Source organism: Polynucleobacter sp. AP-Kolm-20A-A1 (assembly GCF_018688315.1).
GTDB lineage: Bacteria > Pseudomonadota > Gammaproteobacteria > Burkholderiales > Burkholderiaceae > Polynucleobacter.
This window is the reverse complement of the sequence record NZ_CP061315.1, coordinates 684,408-706,514: the sequence shown is the minus strand read 5'-3', so window position 1 is coordinate 706,514 and position 22,107 is coordinate 684,408. Positions and strand designations below refer to the sequence as shown.

Annotated in this window: 18 protein-coding genes and 1 tRNA gene; 4 read left to right on the top strand and 15 right to left on the bottom strand. The window is 46.8% G+C overall.

What is annotated here, in order from left to right; genetic code table 11:
- The 10 genes from xth to hrpA all read right to left on the bottom strand — a co-directional run bounded on the left by xth (position 1) and on the right by hrpA (position 13,728).
- Positions 1-849, bottom strand: a complete 849-nt coding sequence (gene xth / locus C2745_RS03710; RefSeq protein WP_215385152.1) for an exodeoxyribonuclease III — start codon at positions 847-849, stop codon at positions 1-3.
- Complete coding sequence (ntrC, locus tag C2745_RS03705) at positions 842-2,293, bottom strand: nitrogen regulation protein NR(I) (RefSeq protein WP_215385150.1); 1,452 nt, start codon at positions 2,291-2,293, stop codon at positions 842-844. Before ntrC ends, xth begins: the two co-directional genes overlap by 8 nt.
- The gene (gene glnL / locus C2745_RS03700) at positions 2,290-3,411 is read right to left on the bottom strand and encodes a nitrogen regulation protein NR(II) (RefSeq protein WP_251368421.1); all 1,122 of its coding nucleotides are present in this window, start codon (positions 3,409-3,411) and stop codon (positions 2,290-2,292) included. The genes ntrC and glnL overlap by 4 nt, the downstream gene beginning before the upstream one ends.
- A gap of 26 nt (positions 3,412-3,437) precedes the next feature.
- Positions 3,438-4,853: a type I glutamate--ammonia ligase gene (glnA, locus tag C2745_RS03695; RefSeq protein ID WP_215385146.1), complete on the bottom strand. Its 1,416-nt coding sequence runs from the start codon at positions 4,851-4,853 to the stop codon at positions 3,438-3,440.
- A gap of 205 nt (positions 4,854-5,058) precedes the next feature.
- Entirely contained in the window at positions 5,059-5,913 is an 855-nt protein-coding gene (locus C2745_RS03690) for a molybdopterin-binding protein (protein ID WP_215385145.1), read from the bottom strand.
- Positions 5,914-5,929: 16 nt separating this feature from the next.
- Positions 5,930-6,799, bottom strand: coding sequence for an EI24 domain-containing protein (locus C2745_RS03685; protein WP_215385143.1), 870 nt, complete (start codon positions 6,797-6,799; stop codon positions 5,930-5,932).
- Between the two features lie 40 nt (positions 6,800-6,839).
- Positions 6,840-7,811, bottom strand: coding sequence for a sterol desaturase family protein (locus tag C2745_RS03680; RefSeq protein WP_215385141.1), 972 nt, complete (start codon positions 7,809-7,811; stop codon positions 6,840-6,842).
- Between the two features lie 3 nt (positions 7,812-7,814).
- On the bottom strand, positions 7,815-8,594 hold the full coding sequence (locus C2745_RS03675) for a polysaccharide deacetylase family protein (protein WP_215385139.1): 780 nt from the start codon (positions 8,592-8,594) through the stop codon (positions 7,815-7,817).
- A 9-nt stretch (positions 8,595-8,603) separates the two neighbouring features.
- Positions 8,604-9,641: a cytochrome D1 domain-containing protein gene (locus C2745_RS03670; protein ID WP_215385137.1), complete on the bottom strand. Its 1,038-nt coding sequence runs from the start codon at positions 9,639-9,641 to the stop codon at positions 8,604-8,606.
- Between the two features lie 70 nt (positions 9,642-9,711).
- Positions 9,712-13,728: an ATP-dependent RNA helicase HrpA gene (gene hrpA / locus C2745_RS03665; RefSeq protein ID WP_251368395.1), complete on the bottom strand. Its 4,017-nt coding sequence runs from the start codon at positions 13,726-13,728 to the stop codon at positions 9,712-9,714.
- A 53-nt stretch (positions 13,729-13,781) separates the two neighbouring features.
- Here hrpA and argA point away from each other — a divergent pair, with 53 nt between their 5' ends.
- Together argA and C2745_RS03655 are read left to right on the top strand one after the other, a co-directional pair.
- On the top strand, positions 13,782-15,146 hold the full coding sequence (argA, locus tag C2745_RS03660) for an amino-acid N-acetyltransferase (protein ID WP_215385135.1): 1,365 nt from the start codon (positions 13,782-13,784) through the stop codon (positions 15,144-15,146).
- Positions 15,147-15,178: 32 nt separating this feature from the next.
- On the top strand, positions 15,179-15,451 hold the full coding sequence (locus C2745_RS03655) for an oxidative damage protection protein (protein WP_062308940.1): 273 nt from the start codon (positions 15,179-15,181) through the stop codon (positions 15,449-15,451).
- Between the two features lie 247 nt (positions 15,452-15,698).
- Here the strand turns inward: C2745_RS03655 and rpiA are convergent, their stop codons facing one another.
- On the bottom strand, positions 15,699-16,409 hold the full coding sequence (gene rpiA / locus C2745_RS03650) for a ribose-5-phosphate isomerase RpiA (RefSeq protein WP_215385133.1): 711 nt from the start codon (positions 16,407-16,409) through the stop codon (positions 15,699-15,701).
- Between the two features lie 101 nt (positions 16,410-16,510).
- Between rpiA and tal the strand changes: the two genes are divergently transcribed.
- Positions 16,511-17,488, top strand: a complete 978-nt coding sequence (tal, locus tag C2745_RS03645; protein WP_215385131.1) for a transaldolase — start codon at positions 16,511-16,513, stop codon at positions 17,486-17,488.
- A gap of 15 nt (positions 17,489-17,503) precedes the next feature.
- Here tal and C2745_RS03640 read toward each other — a convergent pair whose 3' ends face one another.
- The 4 genes from C2745_RS03640 to rnr all read right to left on the bottom strand — a co-directional run bounded on the left by C2745_RS03640 (position 17,504) and on the right by rnr (position 21,845).
- Positions 17,504-18,370, bottom strand: a complete 867-nt coding sequence (locus C2745_RS03640; protein WP_215385130.1) for a carotenoid biosynthesis protein — start codon at positions 18,368-18,370, stop codon at positions 17,504-17,506.
- A gap of 86 nt (positions 18,371-18,456) precedes the next feature.
- Positions 18,457-18,642 (bottom strand): DUF2892 domain-containing protein, encoded by a 186-nt coding sequence (locus C2745_RS03635; protein ID WP_128113387.1) that lies wholly within the window; start codon positions 18,640-18,642, stop codon positions 18,457-18,459.
- Between the two features lie 18 nt (positions 18,643-18,660).
- Complete coding sequence (rlmB, locus tag C2745_RS03630; protein ID WP_215385128.1) at positions 18,661-19,428, bottom strand: 23S rRNA (guanosine(2251)-2'-O)-methyltransferase RlmB; 768 nt, start codon at positions 19,426-19,428, stop codon at positions 18,661-18,663.
- Positions 19,429-19,463: 35 nt separating this feature from the next.
- Positions 19,464-21,845: a ribonuclease R gene (gene rnr / locus C2745_RS03625; protein WP_215385126.1), complete on the bottom strand. Its 2,382-nt coding sequence runs from the start codon at positions 21,843-21,845 to the stop codon at positions 19,464-19,466.
- A 143-nt stretch (positions 21,846-21,988) separates the two neighbouring features.
- On the opposite strand from rnr, the gene C2745_RS03620 reads away from it, so the two are divergent.
- Positions 21,989-22,075 (top strand) — tRNA-Leu (locus C2745_RS03620).
- Positions 22,076-22,107: the final 32 nt, after the last annotated feature.

Genomic DNA, 22,107 nt, shown 5'->3' with positions numbered 1-22,107 from the left:
TTAGCCTTTTTTAATTTGCGCTATCACTGGGGCATGATCTGAAGGCTGCTCCCAGGTTCTAGGCTCCTTATCTACTAAGCTAGCACTGCATCTTTCCTTTAATGCATCACTTAGCAAAATATGGTCGATTCGCATGCCGGCATTTCTTCTGAAGCCCATCATGCGATAGTCCCACCAGCTAAATGTTTTTGGGGCTTGCTCAAACATTCTGAAAGAATCATGCAATCCAAGTCCAATCAGCGCTTGAAATGCATCGCGCTCTGGTGGAGAAACTAGGTTCTGCCCTTCCCAGACTTTGGGGTCATGCACATCCGCATCGGCAGGTGCAATATTAAAGTCGCCTAGAAGTGCTAAACGAGGACTTTGTTCGAGCTCTTGTGCCAACCAAGTTTGCAAGGCGTTAAGCCAGCTCAATTTATAAACAAACTTATCGCTATCAGGTGATTGTCCATTCGGAAAGTAAGCTGAGACCAATCTAATAGGCTGCATACCTGCAAATGGGATGGTTGCCGCCAAGATGCGCTGCTGCTCATCTTCGTGGTTTGGGATATTTCTAACGGGCTTTAGAAAGGTTGTTGCCAAATCGGATGCGATAGGCGCTAAAGCAGCTTTACGCACAATAATGGCGACGCCGTTATAAGTCTTTTGCCCTGCTGCCAAACTCAAATAACCAGCCGCCTCCAACTCTTGATGGGGATACTTATCATCTGTAAGCTTTAATTCTTGCAAGCAAAGTGCATCAATCGGTTTTTTTGCCTTTTCTTGGTCTTGCAACCAGCGCAGGACGTGCGGAAGGCGAACTTTTAAGGAGTTCACATTCCACGCTGCAATCCGAACTGAATCAGTCATCGATCCCAAGTTCCTGCAATTTGCGAGTGATCGTATTCCGGCCAATGCCAAGACGCTGTGCCGCCTCAACACGACGACCACGAGTCACTTCCAGTGCAGCTTGCAGTACCGCCTTTTCAAAGCGCGAGCAAAGTGCATCGTAGACTTCTTTATCGCCATCTTGGAGCATCTTGACCGCTAAGCGACCCAAACCGCTTTCCCAATCACCGGCTGCAGGTTTACCGCTAGTTGCAGTGCTAGGTGATGACTCGCCGTGCAAGATCACCGGTTGAATGCTTGCTTCAGCAACAATGTCGGCAGGCAGATCACTGACGCCAATAATATTGGCTGGAGTCATGACCGTTAGCCAGTGGCATAAGTTCTCCAACTGGCGCACATTACCCGGAAATGGCATTGTGCTCATTTCTTTTAACACTTCGTCTGAAAGCTTTTTAGGATCAACCCCAAGGGATTTAGCGCAACTGAGCATAAAGTGTCTTGCCAGCATTGGGATATCCTCGCTACGTTCGCGCAATGAAGGCATACGTAGGCGAATGACATTTAAACGGTGCAGTAAATCTTCACGGAAGAACCCTGCCGCCACCCTCGCATCTAAATTCTGATGTGTAGAGGCAATAATGCGAACGTTAACCTTGATGGGATCTTGACCACCAATGCGATAGAAATGACCATCAGACAGCACGCGCAGCAGTCTGGTTTGCAATTCAAATGGGAGGTCACCGATCTCACCCAAGAACAAGGTACCGCCATCGGCCAATTCAAAACGACCGCGACGTAAAGTTTGTGCGCCAGGGAAGGCTCCACGCTCATGACCAAATAACTCTGACTCTAATAAGTCCTTAGGTACAGCCGAGGTGCTTAAGGATACAAATGGGCCCTTGGCTGATGGGCTGTGCTTATGTAAAGCATGAGCAACCAATTCCTTGCCAGTTCCGGACTCACCGGTAATTAATACCGTTGCTGATGATTGCGCTAGACGGCCAATAGCGCGGAAGATTTCCTGCATGGCTGGTGCCTGACCAATGATTTCGGAAGCGTCTTGGCGCCATGCGGTTAACTCTTTAGCGCCAGAGTCATTACGAATGCCCTGTTCAACTGCGCGATGAATGAGTTCAACTGCCTTTTCCACATCAAATGGTTTAGTAAGGTACTCAAATGCGCCACCTTGGAAGGATGAAACAGCTGAGTCCAAATCCGAATACGCAGTCATGATGATGACGGGTAAATTTGGATGGGTTACCTTGACCTGCTGCAATAAATCCAAGCCATTACCGCGTGGCATACGAATGTCAGATATCAAAACCTGTGGAGACTCTTTTTCCAAAGCATTGAGAACATCATTTGGATTAGAGAAGCTCTTATGCGGAATATTCTCGCGAGATAAGGCCTTTTCTAAAACCCAGCGAATGGATTGATCATCGTCGACGATCCAAATTGGTTTCATGATGCTTTCTCCTGCCTACGGTATGGAATTTGAATATGAAAATCTGTACAACCAGGGCGACTATCACATGCGATAAAGCCCTGGTGCTGCTGAACAAAGTTTTGCGCCAGAGTAAGGCCTAAGCCACTACCCCCCTCTCTTCCCGAGACCAATGGGAAGAAGATGCGCTCAATAATTTCTTTCGGGATACCTGGCCCGTTATCAATCACATGAAGATCCATCGCTAGCTTGTAGCGGTGCTTTGCAATCGTGACTGAACGCGCCACTCGTGTCTTTAATTCAATTTGAGCTATGCCCGCATGAATCTCTTCAGAGAGTGCTTGGGCTGCGTTATGAACAATATTGAGAACCGCCTGAATGAGTTGCTCTCTATCACCCAGTACATCAGGCAAGCTAGTGTCATAGTTTCGTATGATCCGCAAACCTTTTGGAAACTCAGCCAATACCAAGCTACGCACACGTTCTAATGCCTCATGCACATTGAAGGACTCCATCACATGGGCCTTGCGATGCGGCGCCAAAAGACGGTCAACCAATGTCTGCAGACGATCTGATTCTTTAATGATTACTTGCGTGTACTCGCGCAGACCCTTTTCAGGGAGCTCAAACTCTAATAACTGTGCAGCTCCACGAATACCGCCCAAAGGGTTCTTAATCTCATGCGCCAAATTGCGCATCAATTGTTTATTGGCTTCCACCTGCTGTGTTACGCGTTCATCACGCTCGCTTCGTAGCTGCTGATCAATTGGAAACCATTCCATCATCAGCAACTCAGGATCATCAAGCAAAGCAATCACTACATGCGCTGGGATTGAATCCTGATGAATGCTTCCTGGCAATGAATGTAAAACCATTTCTTGGCGTTGAGCCTGCACATGACCCAGCTTTACTTCGCTAATCATGTAAGCAAGGGCCTCATTCTCGCCAAACAAACCATGCACAGATTGCCCCTCAAGTGACTTACGCGAAAGATCCAAAGCTGACTCGGCAGCCGGGTTCACGTACACCAATTGTTGGGTCTCCGCCCTAAATACCACGATGGCATTGGGCATCTGATCGAGCAATGTCGGAAAAAAAGGAGCAGCCGAAGCTGCTCCCTTGAACGAATTGCGCAACATACCTGCGCTCAAGTTCTCTCCTTCGCTTACAGGGAGTAGTACATATCAAATTCGATTGGATGTGTAGTCATACGGAAACGTGTGACATCTTCCATCTTCAAATTGATATATGCATCAATCATGGACTCAGTGAATACACCACCGCGAGTCAAGAACTCGTGATCTTTCTTCAATGCATCCAATGCCTCTTCCAAGCTTGCGCAAACGGTTGGGATCTTTGCATCTTCTTCTGGTGGCAAGTCATACAAGTTCTTGTCAGCAGCTTCGCCTGGATGAATCTTGTTTTGAACGCCGTCCAAACCAGCCATCATCAATGCAGAGAAACAGAGGTATGGGTTAGCCAATGGATCTGGGAAGCGAGTCTCAATACGACGACCCTTAGGATTTGGAACGTGTGGAATACGAATTGAAGCGGAACGGTTACGTGCTGAGTAAGCCAACTTAACCGGAGCTTCAAAGCCTGGTACCAAACGCTTGTATGAGTTTGTACCTGGATTAGTAATCGCATTCAATGCCTTAGCATGCTTGATGATGCCGCCGATGTAGAACAGAGCAAACTCTGACAAACCAGCATAGCCATTACCAGCAAACAAGTTCTCGCCGTTTTTCCAAATAGATTGGTGAACGTGCATACCAGAACCGTTATCGCCAACTACTGGCTTAGGCATAAATGTTGCAGTCTTGCCGTATGCATGCGCAACGTTTTGAACTACATACTTCTGCCAGATAGTCCAGTCAGCGCGCTGTACCAATGTGCTGAACTTTGTACCCAATTCATTTTGGCCTTGACCAGCAACTTCATGGTGATGAACTTCAACAGGAATGCCCAATGATTCAAGAATCAAACACATTTCAGAACGCATGTCTTGGAATGTATCTACAGGAGCAACTGGGAAGTAGCCGCCTTTTTTACCTGGACGGTGACCAGTGTTACCGCCTTCGATTTCTTTTGCGGATGACCATGGAGCTTCTTCGGAATCAATCTTCACGAAGCAACCCTGCATGTCGGCACCCCAACGAACGCCATCAAAAATAAAGAATTCTGGTTCTGGACCAAAGTACGCTGTATCGCCCAAGCCAGTGCTCTTCAAATATGCTTCAGCGCGTTTAGCGATAGAACGTGGGTCACGGTCGTAACCTTTGCCATCAGCTGGCTCGATCACATCACATGTCAATACCAAAGTTGGCTCTTCATAGAATGGGTCGATATAAGCAGCTGTTGGATCTGGTTTGAGCAACATGTCAGAAGCTTCAATACCCTTCCAGCCGGCAATAGAAGAACCGTCAAATGCATGACCGCTCTCAAATTTGTCTTCGTCAAAAGCAGAGATAGGAACTGTCGTGTGTTGTTCTTTACCCTTTGTATCTACAAAGCGGAAATCAACGAAAGTACATTCTTTCTCTTTAACTAACTTCATCACATCAGCGACGGTCTTCGTCATGCAAATCTCCTCTATTAACTAAATTCGGAATCAAAACTTAAGGCATACACCCTTGTTTATTCCAGGCACCAAACATGCCTTATGGATGTATGTAATTTACTGAAGCAAACAAATGGGAACTCTCATTATTGCACTATTTAAGTGCTGATTTACCCCGTATTCAGGCTCAAAAACCCCTATTTGCACCTTTTTAGTGCGTTTTTGCTTAACTGATATCGTGGATTTCGTAACCGAGCTCTTGGGTCCCCGCCCGCAAAGCAATCCATGCGCTTTCTAAGAGATTGGCATTGCCTTTAATGCCCAGCTCGATATGGCGCTGAGCATAAACACCGCCCCTAGAGGCGTCTCCAACTGACGGAAGACTAAAGACCTTTACTCCGGGGAAGTTGGCCTCTATGCGCTCCATAAGAGGTGTCAACGTGGATTCGATGCCCTTGGGAACAATGAAGCTTTGCTCTGCCCAGTTCTCTTGGTGGAAAAGATCCCTGTAGTGAGTATCCAAGCACCAAGCCATCATAGGAGCAGCCATTACCGGAAAGCCAGGGACAAAGTGATGCTCTTTAATCCGAAAGCCCGGAATTTGGTTATAGGGATTGGGAATGATGTCGCTACCAATCGGAAACTCACCCATCTTGAAGCGATGTTGGTTTTCGGGGGTATTTAAATCCGCTTTGATCGGATCACCTTCGGCCATTGACTGAATACGTCCAGCAATTAACTCTTTAGCAGTTGGATGCAATTCTGTTTTTGTACCCAAGGCAAGTGCAGCACATTGACGTGTGTGGTCATCAGGAGTGGCGCCAATGCCGCCAGTACTAAACACCACATCACCGCTAGCAAAACTTTCTTTTAAGGTTGCAGTAATTTGCGCGGGATCATCGGCAACATACTTGGCCCATGACAGACTCAAGCCGCGCTCATTGAGTAATTCAATGAGCTTGCTCATGTGTTTATCTTGACGTCGTCCAGATAGGATTTCATCGCCAATCACAATCAAACCAAAGCGACGTTGCGCCTGAGCCACCTGCTCTTTTTGATCATTCACTTCAACTTTTTTCATTTCATCAACCATCTCATTAACTATGATGCGGAAGTTCCATATCAACTACACGCGATTGCACTGTTAGCGCTTTATCCAACTCTTCTTGCCGCAATTCTTTTAAGGCATCTAATAAAAAATGGCTAAACCAAAGTGCAGCAAAAACAAAAATGAGCGAGTAAATCCAAAGGGCTATAAAACTCACAATTGGAAATAAGACTAATGCTAATGCCGAAGTCGCCCAAAAAAATGTAGGCACGGCGCCCAGCATTCCCGAGATAATTCCCATGGTAAGCAAAGACCAGCGGTACTTTTCTAAAAGTAGATCCCGCTCTTCTGTGCTGGCATGCTTTGCCAAAACGTCATAAGACATCAGTCGCATAGTTAACCAACCCCACAGCAAAGGAGGAAGAACGGCAAACAGCGGTGGTATCCACCATACCGGCAATGTCAGCATCACCAATACTAGGCAGATAAGCGCTGACCACAAGGTATAAACCAAGCTACCAAATAAACCGCCGCCACGCTTACATTCCAAATCCTGGTAGTGGGCTTGTCTAATCACATTTTTTACGATCGCAGGAACAGTTGAGAAAGCAATTAAGACTAATAAGCTAATCGTAATCAGTGGGATGATCAGCATCACGAAAAATAATGGTGCAATAAAGGCTCTAGCATTCTCAAGGCCAGCCCAAACCAAACCTTCCTGTATCCAACTGGTAAATATCGAAGTCGTCAAAAAAATACTGAGCGCCTCTAGCGCAGGAGTCCAAGTGAGCCAGATGAGACAACCCCATAAAACAGAGATGATTAGAAATGGGCGAAGACTCAGCCATAGCATCCGCGGATGCATGGCTCCTATCAATGCCAAACCAAACGATCTCATTACTTGCTGCAAGCCAACCATAAAACTCCTCTTTCACACAATGGGCATTGCCCATGCGGGTTTACTTTGGCATTAATTCTCGAACAGAGCGAACAATTCCTTGCCACTGTTGAGTGAAAATATTTTCAGAAACCGTTAAGTTTCTTACCCCAGTAGGATAGACCTCTTTAGGGAAGATGGCGGTTCGAAATGCCATATCCCACCACGGAAATAATATTCCAAAGTTACAGCCGCCTAAGACACCAGGTTTGCCCTGTGCCTCATGACCATAGCCTACGGCATGATGCATGCGATGGTACATCGGAGAAATAAGTAAATACTTTGCAGGCCCTAGGTGAACTTTGAGATTAGCGTGCTGCCAGCTTTGAATAAATTGACTGAGCGCAATTAACATGATGAATTGCCCAGGAGATACACCAAACAATAGCGCGAAGAATGCCATGAAGGTTGCACGCATGATGTCGTCAAGAATGTGGTTGCGATTATCGGACCATGCCGTCATGACCGTTTGACTGTGATGCAAGGCATGAAGCTGCCACCACCAGTTAAATGCATGTGAGGCGCGGTGATAGAGATAGTCAACGAAATCCAAAAGGATTAAGTAAATGAGAAAACTCACCACAGGAATTGAGGTGACGCCAGGCCACCAAGACTCAACATTAAAACGCTCGAAGCGGAAGTCATGCAAGACGGAATCAATTTCAAAAAAGAAACCGGACAAAGCGATAAAGATGATGCCGTGAAAAATGCCTAGGCGATGAAACAAGGTATAAAACACATCCGCCCTACTGGCCTTAGCGAAACGCTCTTGCTTTTCTGCAGGAGCAAAGCGTTCCCAAGTTCTCAGCACAACAAGGATCAGGAAAATCTGAATGCAGCCAAATAAAAACCAGTCAATGCCATCAAAAACGTCTTCTGCCCAAGACATCAAATTGAATTGATAAAGAATTGGTGCTGCAATATTTGAAAAAACAAATTCTTGAACGCTAGCGTAGGTAGCTGCAATCCAAGAGGTAATCGTGTTCAGATCCATGCTTTATTTTGACTGATTTGCGGTATTTTTGGGTAGCAAGCCAAAACAAAAGCCGCGGCCCTTCAGATTCGTAATCAGTTGCTCTAATACCGCAGGCGCCCAAGGGTCTTTTCTGGACCAAATACCTAAGTGGGCCATGGTGATATCACCATCCGCAATAGTGCGGCTCGCCTTATCTAAGAGAACGTGGTTCGGGTACTTGTCAGAGTTCAGCTCGTCACCCAAGAAACCAGCTGCTGCCCAAGCAATATGCTGATATCCGCACATATCGCCCATCCGAATTAAGGTTGGAGAGGTTTTTCCACCTGGGGCGCGCCAAATCTTTTCTAATGGCTGACCTGTTAACTCTTGGAAACGTTGGTCTACCCTGCGAATCTCTTTACACATGGCGGCTTCGCTATAGAGCACCGTCATTCCCGCCTTAGGCCCAAATTGCGGCTTTTCAAAGACTTCACCTTTTGGACCGTCTTTTACAAAATAAGTATGGTCGTATGTATGACTGCCAAAGTGGTGACCTTCTTTAGCCCGCTCTTGCCAGAATAGTTTCCAAGAGTCATCCAGCGAAAAGTCACCGCGAAAGGTTTTCTCATTGGCTAAGAAAAAAGTTGCTTTGACATTTTGACGCTTAAGAATCTCTGCCACATTTTCTGCAACAGACATATTGCCGGTATCAAAAGTAAGGTACACCTTCTTGCTGCATTCTGCCGCTTGAGCTACAGAGCCCAATGAAAAACAGCCGAGCAAAAGCGCGGCTGCGTAACGAGTAATTAAATTACGGCACATGATGAGTATTTATTCCCACCCAGCCCTTGGGGTAAAGAACACGCCATGTGGAGATTTGCCCACCGGTATAACGGTCACCAACTTCATTGTCGGAATATCGATGACACCTACTTTTTTGGAGAAACGAAAAGTAACCCAAAGTGTTTTACCGTCTGGCGTAATTTCCATATCGTCAGGACCGGATGGCAATCCAGTAATGTCGCCTACCTTCTCGAGGGTTTGCATATTAATCAAGCTGATCGTAGGGGCGATACGATTGCTCACAAAGACATGCTTCTTATCCCCTAGAGGGCGGAAGTTATGGGCACCCTTACCTGTAGGTATACGTTTTACTTCTTTGCGATTCTTCCAATCAATCACTTGCACATTGTCTTCGCCGGTAATGCCGACTAATAAGTATTGATCGCCAGGGGTCATCCACAAGCCAGCAGGCACTTTTCCTGTAGGCATTACCCAAAGTATGTTTTGCGTCTCAAGATCGATTGCCGCAAGCTCACTCGAGTCTTGCAATGTTATGAATGCAATTTTGCTGTCAGAGGTAAAAGCAATGTGGCTAGGCGTCTTCGCCAACTTCACAGTCTTAGCCAATTTCAGATCAGCGCCGTTAGCCGCATAAATATCGACACGGTCTAAACGATTTCCATTGGCAACAAACCATTTGTGATTTGGTGAGTATCCAATTTGGTAAGGATCAATAATGTCTGGAATCCTGCCAGTTAATTCGCCAGTAGTTGGATTCATTAAAACAACATCATTGCCAGCAGCATTAGCAATCAAAAGCGTTTTTTGATCGGGAGTGATCATTAAGTGATGTGGCTCTTTGCCAACCGGAATGGTTTTCACCACTTGACGGGTAGCCATATCGATCAAACTTACTGAGGCTGAGCCAGAATTGAGAATCACTGCCAACTTTGGTTGATTTGCTGGGTTCGACTGCGCAGCTGAGTTGTTAACTTGCGCAAAGGCGCTTTGATTAGCTAAGAAAAATGCCAATACGGCGGAGCTTGCAATTGTGCGAAAACCTCTAATCTTGGTAAATGTGTACATTTCTCTATTGTAAGCAATCAAGGAGCTTGAAAAGACCTCCAAATACTATGGATATGCGTGTGTTTTTGACTTAGCGCAAGCTCGCTAAGACCTTTTCAAGTCGCTTTAAGGACATCGGGGTTGGGGTTTTGAGCTCCTGGGCGTACAAAGCCACCCTTAGCTCTTCAAGCTGCCAACGAAAATCTGTCAAGGCCTGATCCTCGGCCATTGCATACGAAGCAGCACCCTTCTTACCCTGCATCAACTTCTGCCAAGGTCTTGCAACTGACTCCCAGTCTTTTTGACATTGGGCATCGCGACTCGGATTGGAGCGCAACTTATCAATCCGCATGGCAATTGCTTTGAGATATCTCGGCAGATGCACTAATTGCGCATACGGAATCTCCGCCACGAACTTCGGAAAGATGAGGCCCTGCATTTGGGTTTGCATATCCACATGCGCTGCTGGAGATGCAGCTTTAGCGCTAGCCATCTTCTTCTGCAAATCTGCATGGGCCTGCAAGGCATTTAAAGCGTGTCGAGAAATTTCTTGGGCAATGAGCGCCAGCCTAGGCTTACCCGCTTGCAAGCGCTCAGAAAATTGTTCGGCACTCACTGGAAGGGGGTCCGACATAAAGGCGCGCTCAAGGGCAATATTTAGAATCTGTTCAATCAGACCATCCACTGAGCCGACATTAATAAACAGCAAACCCAATTCACGAATTCCGGGCAGCTGTTTTTGTAAGGCCTTGAGCGTGTCTTTATTACTCAACGCAAATAATCGACGCAAGCCAAGGGCGTGCTGTCTTCTAGCTACTTCTAAGTCATCAAAGACTTCAAGATCACAGAAGTCTCCGCGATCAACCAAGGCTGGATAACCGAACAGGGTTTTATTTCCCTTTTGAATCTCCAGGGTTTCTGGTAATTCGCCAAACTCCCAGGTGCGATAGCCACCTTGCTCAACCTTTCGTGTGGAGTCGAGCGTATTAGCCTGGGATGACTTACCCACAGGAGGCTCTACGCCAAGTTCAACCTGAGCAGTTTCTTGGGCAATAGCTTGGAAGGCATTGCGAGCTGTTTCACCGTATTCAGAACGTAAGCGCGCTAAATTACGCTCTACCTCTAGTTGACGACCATGCTCATCAATCAAGCGGAAGTTCATTGAGGAGTGGAGTGGCAACGATTCCGGCCTAAAGTCTGTACGCTTAATTTCTAGACCCCGCTCTTTGCGAATATCGCTAATGAGGCTATCCAAAAAATCACCAACGCCAAATTGCTTTTCATCCAGCTTACGCTCAAGATAGGATTTTGCGTAATCAGGCAGTGGCACGCAATGTCGTCGCAATTTCTGCGGCAGTGATTTGAGTAGTAGCAGCACCTTCTCTTCGCACATACCAGGCACTAACCACTCACAACGACGTCCATCAACTTGATTTAACTGAGTCAAAGGAACTACTAGCGTGACACCATCTTTTGGGCTGCCTGGCTCAAAGTGATAAGTCAGACTCAGTTGCGCACCGCCCACTAACATATTTTTTGGGTAGCGATCCACTGTAATGCCGGCTGCCTCATGACGCATTAAGTCGGCTTTTTCTAAGCGCAATTGCGCGTCTAAGTCAGGCTGCTTACTTAACCACGCCTTAAGGCCTTCACGACTGCGCACTTCCTTGGGGGTGCGGGATTCGTAAAAAGCAAATAGCAAATCGTCATCTACCAATACATCTGGTCGGCGTGAACGATGCTCCAACGCTTCAATTTCTTTTATGAGGCGTCGGTTATGCCAAAAGAATCCAAAAAGGTTGGGATATTTTTTCTTAGCATCAGCTTCTGTTTCGCGCTGGAGTGCTGGCGTATCCATACGACCAAACATTTCCTCTTGAACCAAGGCTTGACGAATAAATAACTCCCTCGTCTCATCAGGATTATGTGGTTCGTACCGAACCCGACGGCCATGGTAAATCGGCAAGCCATACAAGGTACCGCGCTCAAACGCCATCACCTCACCCTGACGGTTATCCCAGAAAGGATCGCTAAGAGATTTAATCAGGCGGTGGGCAGCAACTCGCTCTACCCATTGGGGCTCAATCTTGGCAATGGTTCTGGCATACATGCGATTGGTTTCTTGTAGCTCACCAGCCAATATCCAGGCACCCGCCTTTTTACCAATGGTTGAACCAGGCCAAATGAATGGACGAATACCGCGCGCTCCAACATAACCACCCGTCTTGCTATTGCGATCTTGAGATTTTTCATCTTCTTCTTTTTTGGCCACATAACCCAAAAGACCAGTCAATAACGATAGGTGGACTTGCTCGTAGGTTGCAGCTAAACCATTTTCCTTCCAACCCTTTTCACCGAGCATGGTATGCAGTTGACCATGTACATCGCGCCACTCGCGCAAGCGACGCGGAGAAAGAAATTTACTCTTGCAAAGATTCTCTAACTGACGATTGCTATGCTTATGCTGCAAAGCATCCTGGTACCAGTTCCAGAGTTTTACAAAACTCAGAAATTCGGAACGTTCATCAGCAAACTGTAAGTGCGCTTGATCAGCTGCGGCAGCCTGATCCATTGGTCTGTCGCGGGGATCTTGTGTTGCCAGCGCTGAAGCAATGATGGTGACTTCTTTTAATGCATTCTGTTCTTTGGCAGCCAACAACATTCTGCCGATACGCGGATCGAGCGGCAGGTCTGCTAGCTGCTTACCTATTGAAGTCAGCTTAAAGCTGTTATTGATGTCCTTACTAATATTTTTTTCATCTACTGGTTCTGACTCATCAAATTCGATTGCGCCCAATTCATCTAGGAGCTGTACACCATCTGCAATCGCCCTACCCAGAGGTTTATCAATAAAGGGGAAATGTTGAATCTTCGGTAAGCGCAAAGAGCTCATACGCAGCAACACTGCGGCCAATGAACTACGCAGTATTTCTGGGTCTGTAAATTTAGGGCGACCTTGATAATCTTGCTCGCTATATAAGCGAACGCATATGCCATCCGATACACGACCGCAGCGTCCAGCCCTTTGATTGGCAGCAGCCTGTGAGATGGGCTCAATCTGAAGCTGCTCTACCTTGTTGCGATAGGAATAACGCTTGACTCTAGCCAGGCCACTATCAATCACATATCGAATATTAGGAACAGTTAACGAGGTCTCTGCAACGTTGGTTGTCAAAATAATTCGGCGGCCATTGCCCGGGCTAAAGACCCTCTCCTGCTCGGCAACCGATTGACGGGCAAAGAGACTCAGAATCTCTGGGTGAAAACGTTGTTGCAAGACATGATCCTTGCGTAATGCTTCTGCGCAATCGCGTATCTCACGCTCGCCCGGCAGGAAGACCAATACATCTCCAGCGCCCGCCGCACCCTCACGCCATAAGCTAGCAATTTCTTCGGTTACTGCATCCGGAATTTCTTTAGCAACTTTGGATTCTTTTTTGCCATCTGGTTTGGCATCAGGCTCTAGAGGTGCATAGCGCTGCTCTACTGGGAATAGCCGACCACTGACCTCGATCACCGGAGCCACCTTGCCATTCATTGCAAAGTGCTCTGCAAAACGCTGGGCATCGATCGTTGCCGAAGTGATGATGAGCTTGAGATCTGGTCGCTTAGGAAGAAGCTGGCGCAGATATCCCAATAAGAAATCAATATTGAGGCTGCGCTCATGCGCTTCGTCAATGATGAGAGTGTCGTAGGCGCGCAGTTGTGGATCGCGCTGAGTCTCCGCCAGCAAAATGCCGTCTGTCATTAACTTAATAGAAGCCGTATTGCTGGTTTTGTCTGCGAAGCGAACCTGGTAACCAACATCCTGACTTATGGGCGAACCTAGCTCTTGGGCAATTCTCTTTGCGGTTGCAGTTGCGGCTATTCGGCGAGGCTGAGTGTGGCCAATGAGCTTACCGCCGTTAATGGTGCCCCTACCCAGATCTAGGCAGATCTTCGGTAGCTGAGTAGTCTTACCTGAGCCAGTCTCACCACAAACAATGACCACCTGGTTGCTTTGCAGGGCATCTTTGATCAGCTGACGCTGACCTGAGACCGGCAATTCCTCCGGAAAGCGAATATCCAAGCTGCGCGAGGTGTTGGAAGCAGGCACAGGCTTTGGCATTGCTTTGGGTTTTTGTTGGTTTATAGGCTCTTGCACCCTATAATTTTCTCACTATGCCAACAAATGCACCGAACCAGGCCTTAAGTGCCGAAGAAACGACCCCCAACTTCCCTTTTGTAGGGTGGTTGCGCGATGTTGCGCCCTACATTCATAGCTTCCGCGAAAAGACCTTTGTCATCGCTTTTGCCGGTGAACTCGTCCAGGAGGCTGGGCTTGAGAATCTGATTGAAGATATTGCGATGTTGCATGCCATGGGTATGCGTATCGTCCTAGTTCATGGCATCCGCCCGCAGATTGAAGAGCAGTTAATGCTCCGTAAAATTAAAAGCAAGTTTGGCAAGAGCGCCATGCATAGCTATCGCATTACAGATGCAGCAGCACTAGAGTGCGTCAAAGAAGCTGCCGGTGAACTACGTCTTGATATTGAGGCAGCCTTTAGCCGTGGATTACCAAACACGCCAATGGCTGGTTCACGTATTTCTGTTATCTCTGGGAACTTTATTACTGCAATGCCTGTTGGTGTTGTGGAAGGCACTGACTATATCCACACTGGACTAGTTCGCAAGGTTGACTCTGGATCCATTAGAGAGTCTCTTGATAGCAACAAGATTGTTCTACTTTCACCTTTAGGATTTTCTCCAACAGGTCAGGCATTTAATTTAGCTTACGAGGATGTTGCCGCATCTACTGCTGCCGCATTAAAAGCAGACAAACTGATTTTCTTAAGCCCTTTTGCTGGCTTAAAAGATGTGGAAGGCGACTTCATTACCGAGCTATCCATGCCGCAACTCCAGGAATATATTGGTCAGCACAAAGATATGGACCTCGGTATGAAGAGCCTACTTAATACCTCAGGCAGGGCCATCCGCGCAGGCGTTAGCCGCGTTCACTTCTTGCCATGCAATCAAGATGGCGCGCTTTTGGAAGAACTCTTTACCCATGATGGCATCGGGATGATGCTGGCCTCTTCTGACATTGAGAACTTGCGCGAGGCTAATCAAGATGACGTTGGCGGTATTTTGCAATTAACAATGCCACTTGAAGATGAAGGCATCTTGGCTGCCCGCGGCCAAGATGTAATTGAGCGCGATATTCAGCGCTTCTCAGTAATCGAGCATGACCGCGTTCTCTTCGGCTGCGCAGCCCTCTTTCCGTTTCCCAATGGTGTTGGTGAGCTCGCTTGTTTGGCAGTTGATCCAGATGTTCAGGGATCAGGCGACGGCGAACGCCTCCTCAAGCGTATTGAAATGCGTGCGAAGCAAGAAGGCATTAAAAAATTATTTGTTCTCACTACAAGAACGGAGCACTGGTTCCTAAAGCGCGGCTTTAAGCGGGCCACCGTTGATGACTTGCCAGAAGAAAGAAAGCAAATTTACAACTGGGACCGTAAGTCTATGGTTTTAACTAAAGATTTATAAGATATTTAAGAGATATAAGAAAGGCATTACAGATGGCACGCATGGTTCAATGCATCAAACTAAATAAAGAAGCTGAGGGCATGGATTTCGCCCCACTTCCTGGTGAGCTTGGCAAAAAGATTTGGAATCAGGTATCTAAAGAAGCTTGGGCTGCCTGGTTAAAACAACAAACCATGTTGATCAATGAAAATCGTCTCAACATGGCAGACCCACGTGCACGCCAATACCTTTTAAAGCAAGTGGAAAAGTACTTCTTTGAAGGTGGTGCAGACATGGCGCAAGGCTATGTACCGCCAGCAGAGTAATTGTTATTGCGGCACAGCATCAAATCCCTAAAAACATATCATCTTATTGTTGACACTAAAAATATTGAGGCATAGGATGAAGTCGTGGCGATGCAGTTAGAGTGCGCTGCCACATTGGCGAAAGCCATTACAAATAAGCGCATCTATGTGCTTATAGGCTAAGGAACTAAATACCTTCCGAGCGCCTGCGCCATGCAAACCATGGCAAAACAACCCGATGGGGATACCCCGTCGGGTTTTTTAATGCCTAAAGCGCAATTCTTTCAACGCCAGCTGCATTACTAACCAGCAGAATGTTGGCCTTCTCTTTTGCAAATAGTCCGACAGTGATGACGCCAGCGATTTGATTAATCTGCGACTCCATATTCAGTGGGTCTGAAATTTTTAATCCCGCTACATCTAATATCCAGCCACCGTTATCCGTTACAAAAGGTTCACTTGGGGCTTGATCTAAATCGGGGCGAGTATTTTTTGCTAGGCGCAAGCTGACCTTGCCACCAAATTTTTCTAGCTCTCTAGTGACAACACCCTGGGCCAACGGAATAATTTCTACGGGCAGCGCGAAGTTCCCCAATACAGGCACTTGCTTTGAGGAATCGCAAATACAAATAAATTGCTTGGCCATAGAGGCGATAATTTTTTCTCTAGTAAGGGCTCCACCCCCACCCTTAATCATGTGACCAGCTGGATCAATTTCATCAGCGCCATCGACATATGCAGGCAAGCTCACCACATCATTCGGGTTAAGCACTTTGAAGCCATGCTTTAGCAAGCGTTCAGTGGTGGCATTTGAACTGGAAACCGTGCCCGCGAAATGGTCCTTATGGGGCGCTAGAGCATCGATAAAGCAATTGGCGGTAGAACCAGTGCCCACCCCTAATATTTGGCCGGCCGAGAGTTTGAGAACCTCGTCGCGAGCCGCCTCACCCACCATTTGCTTAAGTTGATCCTGATTCATAGGTCCGCCAAATGTCCTTATGCCTTAACTGGAACAGAGTAATTAATACATCTATCATATGATATTCAAGAAAATTCCTTTTGTGATCGCCTTGCACCCTTATGAATAGCACCCCTTTAGCATCCAGCCAACTTGAGCAACTCAAGAAACTCACTACGGTAGTGGCCGATACAGGCGATTTTGAGCGAATGCAGGCATTTCAGCCGCAAGACGCGACTACCAATCCTTCATTGATTCTGAAGGCTGCCCAGCAAAGCAATTATCAAAGTCTTGTGCAATCCGTTAAAGACGCTCATCCCGGCATGAGCCCTACAGACTTGGTTGACTACATCTTGGTTGCTTTTGGCTTAGAGATTCTCAAAATTGTCCCGGGAAGAGTATCTACAGAAGTAGATGCAAGATTATCTTTTGACACCAAAGCAACCGTGGCCAAAGCAAAGCATTTAATTGCTCTTTATGAATCCCACGGGATCGATCGCAAACGTATTCTGATTAAATTAGCAGGCACATGGGAAGGTATTGCAGCCGCTAAAGAGTTAGAAGCTAGTGGTATTCATTGCAATATGACCCTGCTCTTCTCTCTAGTACAAGCTGCCGCATGTGGGGCTGCTAACGCTAAACTGATCTCACCATTTGTAGGCCGCATTACCGATTGGTATAAAGCAAAACTCGGTGCAAATTGGAATGATGCAAATAATGGCGGAGCGAATGATCCGGGCGTGACTTCAGTGAAGAGAATTTTTCACTATTACAAGCACTTTGGCATCCCTACAGAAATCATGGGGGCGAGCTTTCGGAACACCAGTCAAATATTGGAGCTAGCTGGAGTAGACCTGTTAACGATTAGTCCAGAGCTACTAGCTGAATTACAAGGTAGCAATGCGGTAGTAGGCAAAAAGCTGGATGCCGCTAACGCTAGCTCTGCGTTACAGACTGAGGGTATTACGCATTTGAAATTGGATGAGTCCAGTTTCCGCCTGCAACTCAATAACGATGCTATGGCAACCGAGAAATTAGCCGAAGGTATTCGGAACTTCTGCGCGGATACTGAAAAACTCGAAATACTGCTTGCAAAATAATTGTGATTTATCTAATCACTTACTGCCAATTGCGCTCTTCTGCACTTTGAAAAAAGCTAAGCAGATTACAAAAAGCATTGTAAAAATAGATACCAGCCCTAAAGTTTCATAAAGCGCTTTCAAAGGCCAGACCTGAGAGCTGGCATCAGTAACGCTGCCACCAGTGTTTGTAAATACAGCTGAAATAGGCCCCAGAAAAATACTGCCGTAAATAATAATCACAAGATACCAGCTTGATTTCTTGCTGTCCTCAGCACAATTTTGCATTTCATTTGAGCGCATTAAATAGAACGCCCAAAACTGGAAGATGGTATAGACGCAGAGAAACCACCCCATGAAGTTAGAAAAAGGAACCCCAAAGTAGCCTCCCCCATCACGCCAAATCCACTCATGCTTAACTGTAGATGATGCTGGATCAATACTCATGTCCCACATCACCATAATAAAACTGGCAATAATGGGAATTGCAAACATTAAACGTTTCTCAATTTTGAGATCAAATTTATCCAAAAGAACGTGAGCTAAAGCCCATGCAAGGTAGCAGACGCCAAAATAGGATGGCATGATCATTAGCGGGACAGTTCCTAGTTTTAGCCCCAATTCAGATGTATAAACGTAATGGCCAAAAGGAAAACCAGTTGCAATGCTTAAGGATTCATAACACCAGCTAACAATGCATGTAATGCCAAACATGATTCCGAGTCTGCGCCAACCCAATCGCTGTGAGCCGTGTATTAAGGCAAAAAGTAATCGCGCAGAAATAGCAATAATGCTTAATTTTCCGGCGATACCGACGGCAAATGGCATTGCACCGATGAAGGAAATAATGGCAGAGAGAGCAACAAGCAGCCAGAGAATGAATTCGTGATTTTTTTTAAACATAAAACCCTGTAGAACAATTTAGTTGTGCTGCCTATTTACCCCGGGATGGCGTCCCTAAAAATTGGTATTGCGAGTGAGTGGATGCCTTACTTTTTGGCTGTATTGATACCAAGAATGCTATAGGCCGGGCAATTACCGATCATTCCCGTTAACAGGGGGACAATGCCAATCCAAGCCCAGGGGCCCGTAATTCCAAAACCTGCCAAGCCCATGAGGGTTACGCCAACAGTCATGCGTAGAACGCGATCGGTATGACCAATATTGCATTTCATAGCAAACCTCTTTTCAAGTTACTTGGCAGCTTTATTTGTTGATTTGGCTAGGCGCTGTCTTAATGCCTCATACAAGCATACGCCACTTGCAACGGAGACATTCAAACTCGAAACCACGCCTTGCATTGGAATGCGAACGAGCTCATCACAGTTCTCTTTTGTCAGTCGACGCATGCCCTCACCTTCGGCCCCCATCACAATACCAATGGAGCCTGTAAGATCGATGTCATAAATTGATTTTGTCGCTTCATCATCGGTACCAATCAGCCAAACACCAGCTTCTTGCATCTCTTTCATGCTGCGAACGAGATTCGTCACGGTAATCACCGGCATCACTTCGGATGCCCCGCTTGATACCTTACTCACAGTCGCATTGATCGAAGCTGAGCGGTCTTTAGGAATTACTACTGCATCTACTCCGGCACCGTCGGCTACACGCAGGCATGCGCCGAAGTTATGGGGATCGGTTACGCCATCTAATACCAGGAATAGCGGCTTCTCTTTTGCGCCTTCAACATCCTCAACCACTTCCGTAATGGTGCGAGCGATAGTCATTTTTTCTGCTAAGGCGACTACGCCTTGATGGCGATCATGTCCTGTTAGCTTATGTAGACGTTCGGCATCAGCAGCATGCAAACGCTCACCTAAAATCTCTTCAGCCTGTTTTAAGAAATCCCCCATACGTCTATCACGACGGCTAGGATCAAAGTACACCGACTTCAAGCTATCTGGATCAACACGTAAACGCGCTTGAACCGCATGAAAACCTACCAATATTTGTTTCATTATCTTTTCTAACTCAATCTCTATTGACGACGTAATTATTTACGACGCGCTTTTGTACTGCGGACTGGCGGCTTACTTCCAGCGGGCTTACCAACAACTCTCCCAGGCTTGGATTTACCGTTTTTACGGGTCGCCTTACTCTTGGATTGATTGGCGCCCAAGGTACCCGCCGACTTAGCGGCATTGACATTGATACCACTGGGCTTTTGCGGAATCTTGTTATCAGGCCGGCTCTTTTTAGACGCAGCCTTCTTATTAGGTCTACCAGTATCCGTTGCCAGCAATAGTTGGCGACGATTTGAGGAGCCACCTGGTTCTGCGCCAACCGATTTAACAAGGCTAAATTCAATCTTGCGAGCATCCAGGTCAACGCGACTTACCAATACATGCATACGATCACCTAAGCGATAACGAATACCTGTACGCTCACCACGCAACTCTTGGCGAGCCTCGTCGTATTGGAAGTAATCCCCACCCAGCTCGGTGACGTGCACCATGCCTTCGACAAAAAGATTTTCCAGCTGAATAAATAAACCAAAGTTGGCAACACCCGTTACTGTGCCGGCGTATTCTTGGCCCAAATGGTCGCGCATGTAATAACACTTGAGCCATGCCTCCACATCGCGCGACGCTTCATCTGCGCGACGCTCATTTGATGAGCAATGCACGCCCAACTGACCCCAGATTGGCAATGCTGCATTAGCGCCTTTGGGTGGCTTAGCCCCTTTTTCAACCCCTGCTTTTGCATCGCTTTGGGATTTCTTAGCATTCACTGCGTTCTCACGACCTTTGCCCTTACGCGGCAAGGTTAAGTTCAGTGGAACCTTCGGCGGCAAGACTGGAACATACGGCTTTTTCTGCAGAATCGACTTTATGACTCGGTGTGTCAATAAATCCGGATAGCGACGGATCGGACTCGTGAAGTGTGAGTAAGCAGGATATGCCAGACCAAAGTGGCCTTCGTTATCTGGTTGATACATCGCTTGCTGCATAGAGCGCAAGACAACTGACTGAAGCATATTGGCATCAGGACGATCTTTAATCTCACGAATTAACTTGGCAAAATCGCGCGGCTTTGGTTTTTCACCACCGCCCAAAGATAGGCCTGAGGTTCGCAGAACTTGGCGCAAGGTCATCAGCTTTTCTTCTGATGGCTCACCATGAACACGATACAAGCTCAGATGTTTATTCTTCTCGATGAAGTCAGCAGCACAAACGTTAGCAGTCAACATGCACTCTTCAATTAAGCGATGCGCATCATTACGGATACGCGGCTCAATGCGAAGAATCTTACCTAGCTCATTACTAATAATTTGAGTCTCAGTGGTTTCAAATTCGATAGCGCCCCGCTTCTCACGCGCAGCCAACAGAATTTTGTAAAGAGAATAGAGATTGGTCAGTAAGGGGCGAAACGGCGCAAAACGCGCTGCTTCAGGACCCTTACTATTAGAGAGGATTTCCCAGACAGTGTCATACGTAAAGCGCTGTGCAGAATGCATTACCGCTGGATAAAACTGGTATGCCAACACAATGCCATTGTTATCAACTACAGAGTCGCAGACCATACACAGTCGATCTACCCCTGGATTTAGTGAGCAAAGGCCGTTTGAAATCTTCTCCGGCAACATCGGAATCACGCGCCTTGGGAAATATACTGAAGTCGCCCGTAACAGACCATCATCGTCTAATGGCTGGCCCGGCTTTACATAATGAGAGACGTCGGCAATAGCGACAATCAGACGCCACGCTTTAGTCTTACCGTACATGACCGGCTCACAATAAACCGCATCATCAAAATCGCGAGCATCTGCACCGTCAATTGTTACCAGCGGTACATCACGTAAATCGACACGACCTTCTAAATCCGCCTGCTGAACCGTGTCTGGCAAAGCAGCTGCTTCTTTCATAGCTGCAGCCGAGAACTCATGAGGAACGCCATACTTGCGCACGGCAATCTCGATCTCCATTCCGGGATCATCAATCTCGCCTAAGACCTCGACTACACGACCTACCGCCTGGCGATAGCTATCCGGATAATCAATGATCTCAACGCTAACTACTTGTCCAAGCTTGGCATTACCTTGAGCCTTAGGTGGAATTAAAATGTCGTGACCAATGCGCTTATCTTCAGGCGCAACAATCAAAACACCATTCTCATTTAAGAGTCGTCCAATCACGACTTTATTAGCATGCAGAACCACTTCAACGATCTGCCCCTCTGGACGACCACGTCGATCTGTTCCTAATACTCTGACATTTACTCTATCGCCGTGCATGACGCGGGACATTTCTCTTTCCGAGAGAAATATGTCTTCACCACCATCATCGGGAATGACAAATCCAAATCCGTCTCGATGCCCTTGGACTGTTCCTAAGCGGTCAGCCTCACGTGGCACCAAGTCTTTTGCTTTACGCATTTAATTCCTTCGGCAATACATGCCTTATATAGCTATTTTTGTTATGAATTAAGGCTACTGTATCAAACCACCAAGTCTGAAGGGAAAAAGCCAAATTGGGTTGAAAAGGGCGAAAAATGCCTATCCCTCTATAATAGAGCCATGCCCAGGTGGCGAAATTGGTAGACGCACCAGCTTCAGGTGCTGGCGATCGTAAGGTTGTGGGGGTTCGAGTCCCTTCCTGGGCACCAAATACTCTAGTTATGGCTAAATATGGGGGCAT

Excerpts from the sequence above, each read along its gene's own strand:
- xth (WP_215385152.1), bottom strand. The coding sequence starts at position 849 with ATGACTGATTCAGTTCGGATTGCAGCGTGGAATGTGAACTCCTTAAAA.
- ntrC (WP_215385150.1), bottom strand. The coding sequence starts at position 2,293 with ATGAAACCAATTTGGATCGTCGACGATGATCAATCCATTCGCTGGGTT.
- glnL (WP_251368421.1), bottom strand. The coding sequence starts at position 3,411 with ATGTTGCGCAATTCGTTCAAGGGAGCAGCTTCGGCTGCTCCTTTTTTT.
- glnA (WP_215385146.1), bottom strand. The coding sequence starts at position 4,853 with ATGACGAAGACCGTCGCTGATGTGATGAAGTTAGTTAAAGAGAAAGAA.
- C2745_RS03690 (WP_215385145.1), bottom strand. The coding sequence starts at position 5,913 with ATGAAAAAAGTTGAAGTGAATGATCAAAAAGAGCAGGTGGCTCAGGCG.
- C2745_RS03685 (WP_215385143.1), bottom strand. The coding sequence starts at position 6,799 with ATGGTTGGCTTGCAGCAAGTAATGAGATCGTTTGGTTTGGCATTGATA.
- C2745_RS03680 (WP_215385141.1), bottom strand. The coding sequence starts at position 7,811 with ATGGATCTGAACACGATTACCTCTTGGATTGCAGCTACCTACGCTAGC.
- C2745_RS03675 (WP_215385139.1), bottom strand. The coding sequence starts at position 8,594 with ATGTGCCGTAATTTAATTACTCGTTACGCAGCCGCGCTTTTGCTCGGC.
- C2745_RS03670 (WP_215385137.1), bottom strand. The coding sequence starts at position 9,641 with ATGTACACATTTACCAAGATTAGAGGTTTTCGCACAATTGCAAGCTCC.
- hrpA (WP_251368395.1), bottom strand. The coding sequence starts at position 13,728 with ATGCCAAAGCCTGTGCCTGCTTCCAACACCTCGCGCAGCTTGGATATT.
- argA (WP_215385135.1), top strand. The coding sequence starts at position 13,782 with ATGCCAACAAATGCACCGAACCAGGCCTTAAGTGCCGAAGAAACGACC.
- C2745_RS03655 (WP_062308940.1), top strand. The coding sequence starts at position 15,179 with ATGGCACGCATGGTTCAATGCATCAAACTAAATAAAGAAGCTGAGGGC.
- rpiA (WP_215385133.1), bottom strand. The coding sequence starts at position 16,409 with ATGAATCAGGATCAACTTAAGCAAATGGTGGGTGAGGCGGCTCGCGAC.
- tal (WP_215385131.1), top strand. The coding sequence starts at position 16,511 with ATGAATAGCACCCCTTTAGCATCCAGCCAACTTGAGCAACTCAAGAAA.
- C2745_RS03640 (WP_215385130.1), bottom strand. The coding sequence starts at position 18,370 with ATGTTTAAAAAAAATCACGAATTCATTCTCTGGCTGCTTGTTGCTCTC.
- C2745_RS03635 (WP_128113387.1), bottom strand. The coding sequence starts at position 18,642 with ATGAAATGCAATATTGGTCATACCGATCGCGTTCTACGCATGACTGTT.
- rlmB (WP_215385128.1), bottom strand. The coding sequence starts at position 19,428 with ATGAAACAAATATTGGTAGGTTTTCATGCGGTTCAAGCGCGTTTACGT.
- rnr (WP_215385126.1), bottom strand. The coding sequence starts at position 21,845 with ATGCGTAAAGCAAAAGACTTGGTGCCACGTGAGGCTGACCGCTTAGGA.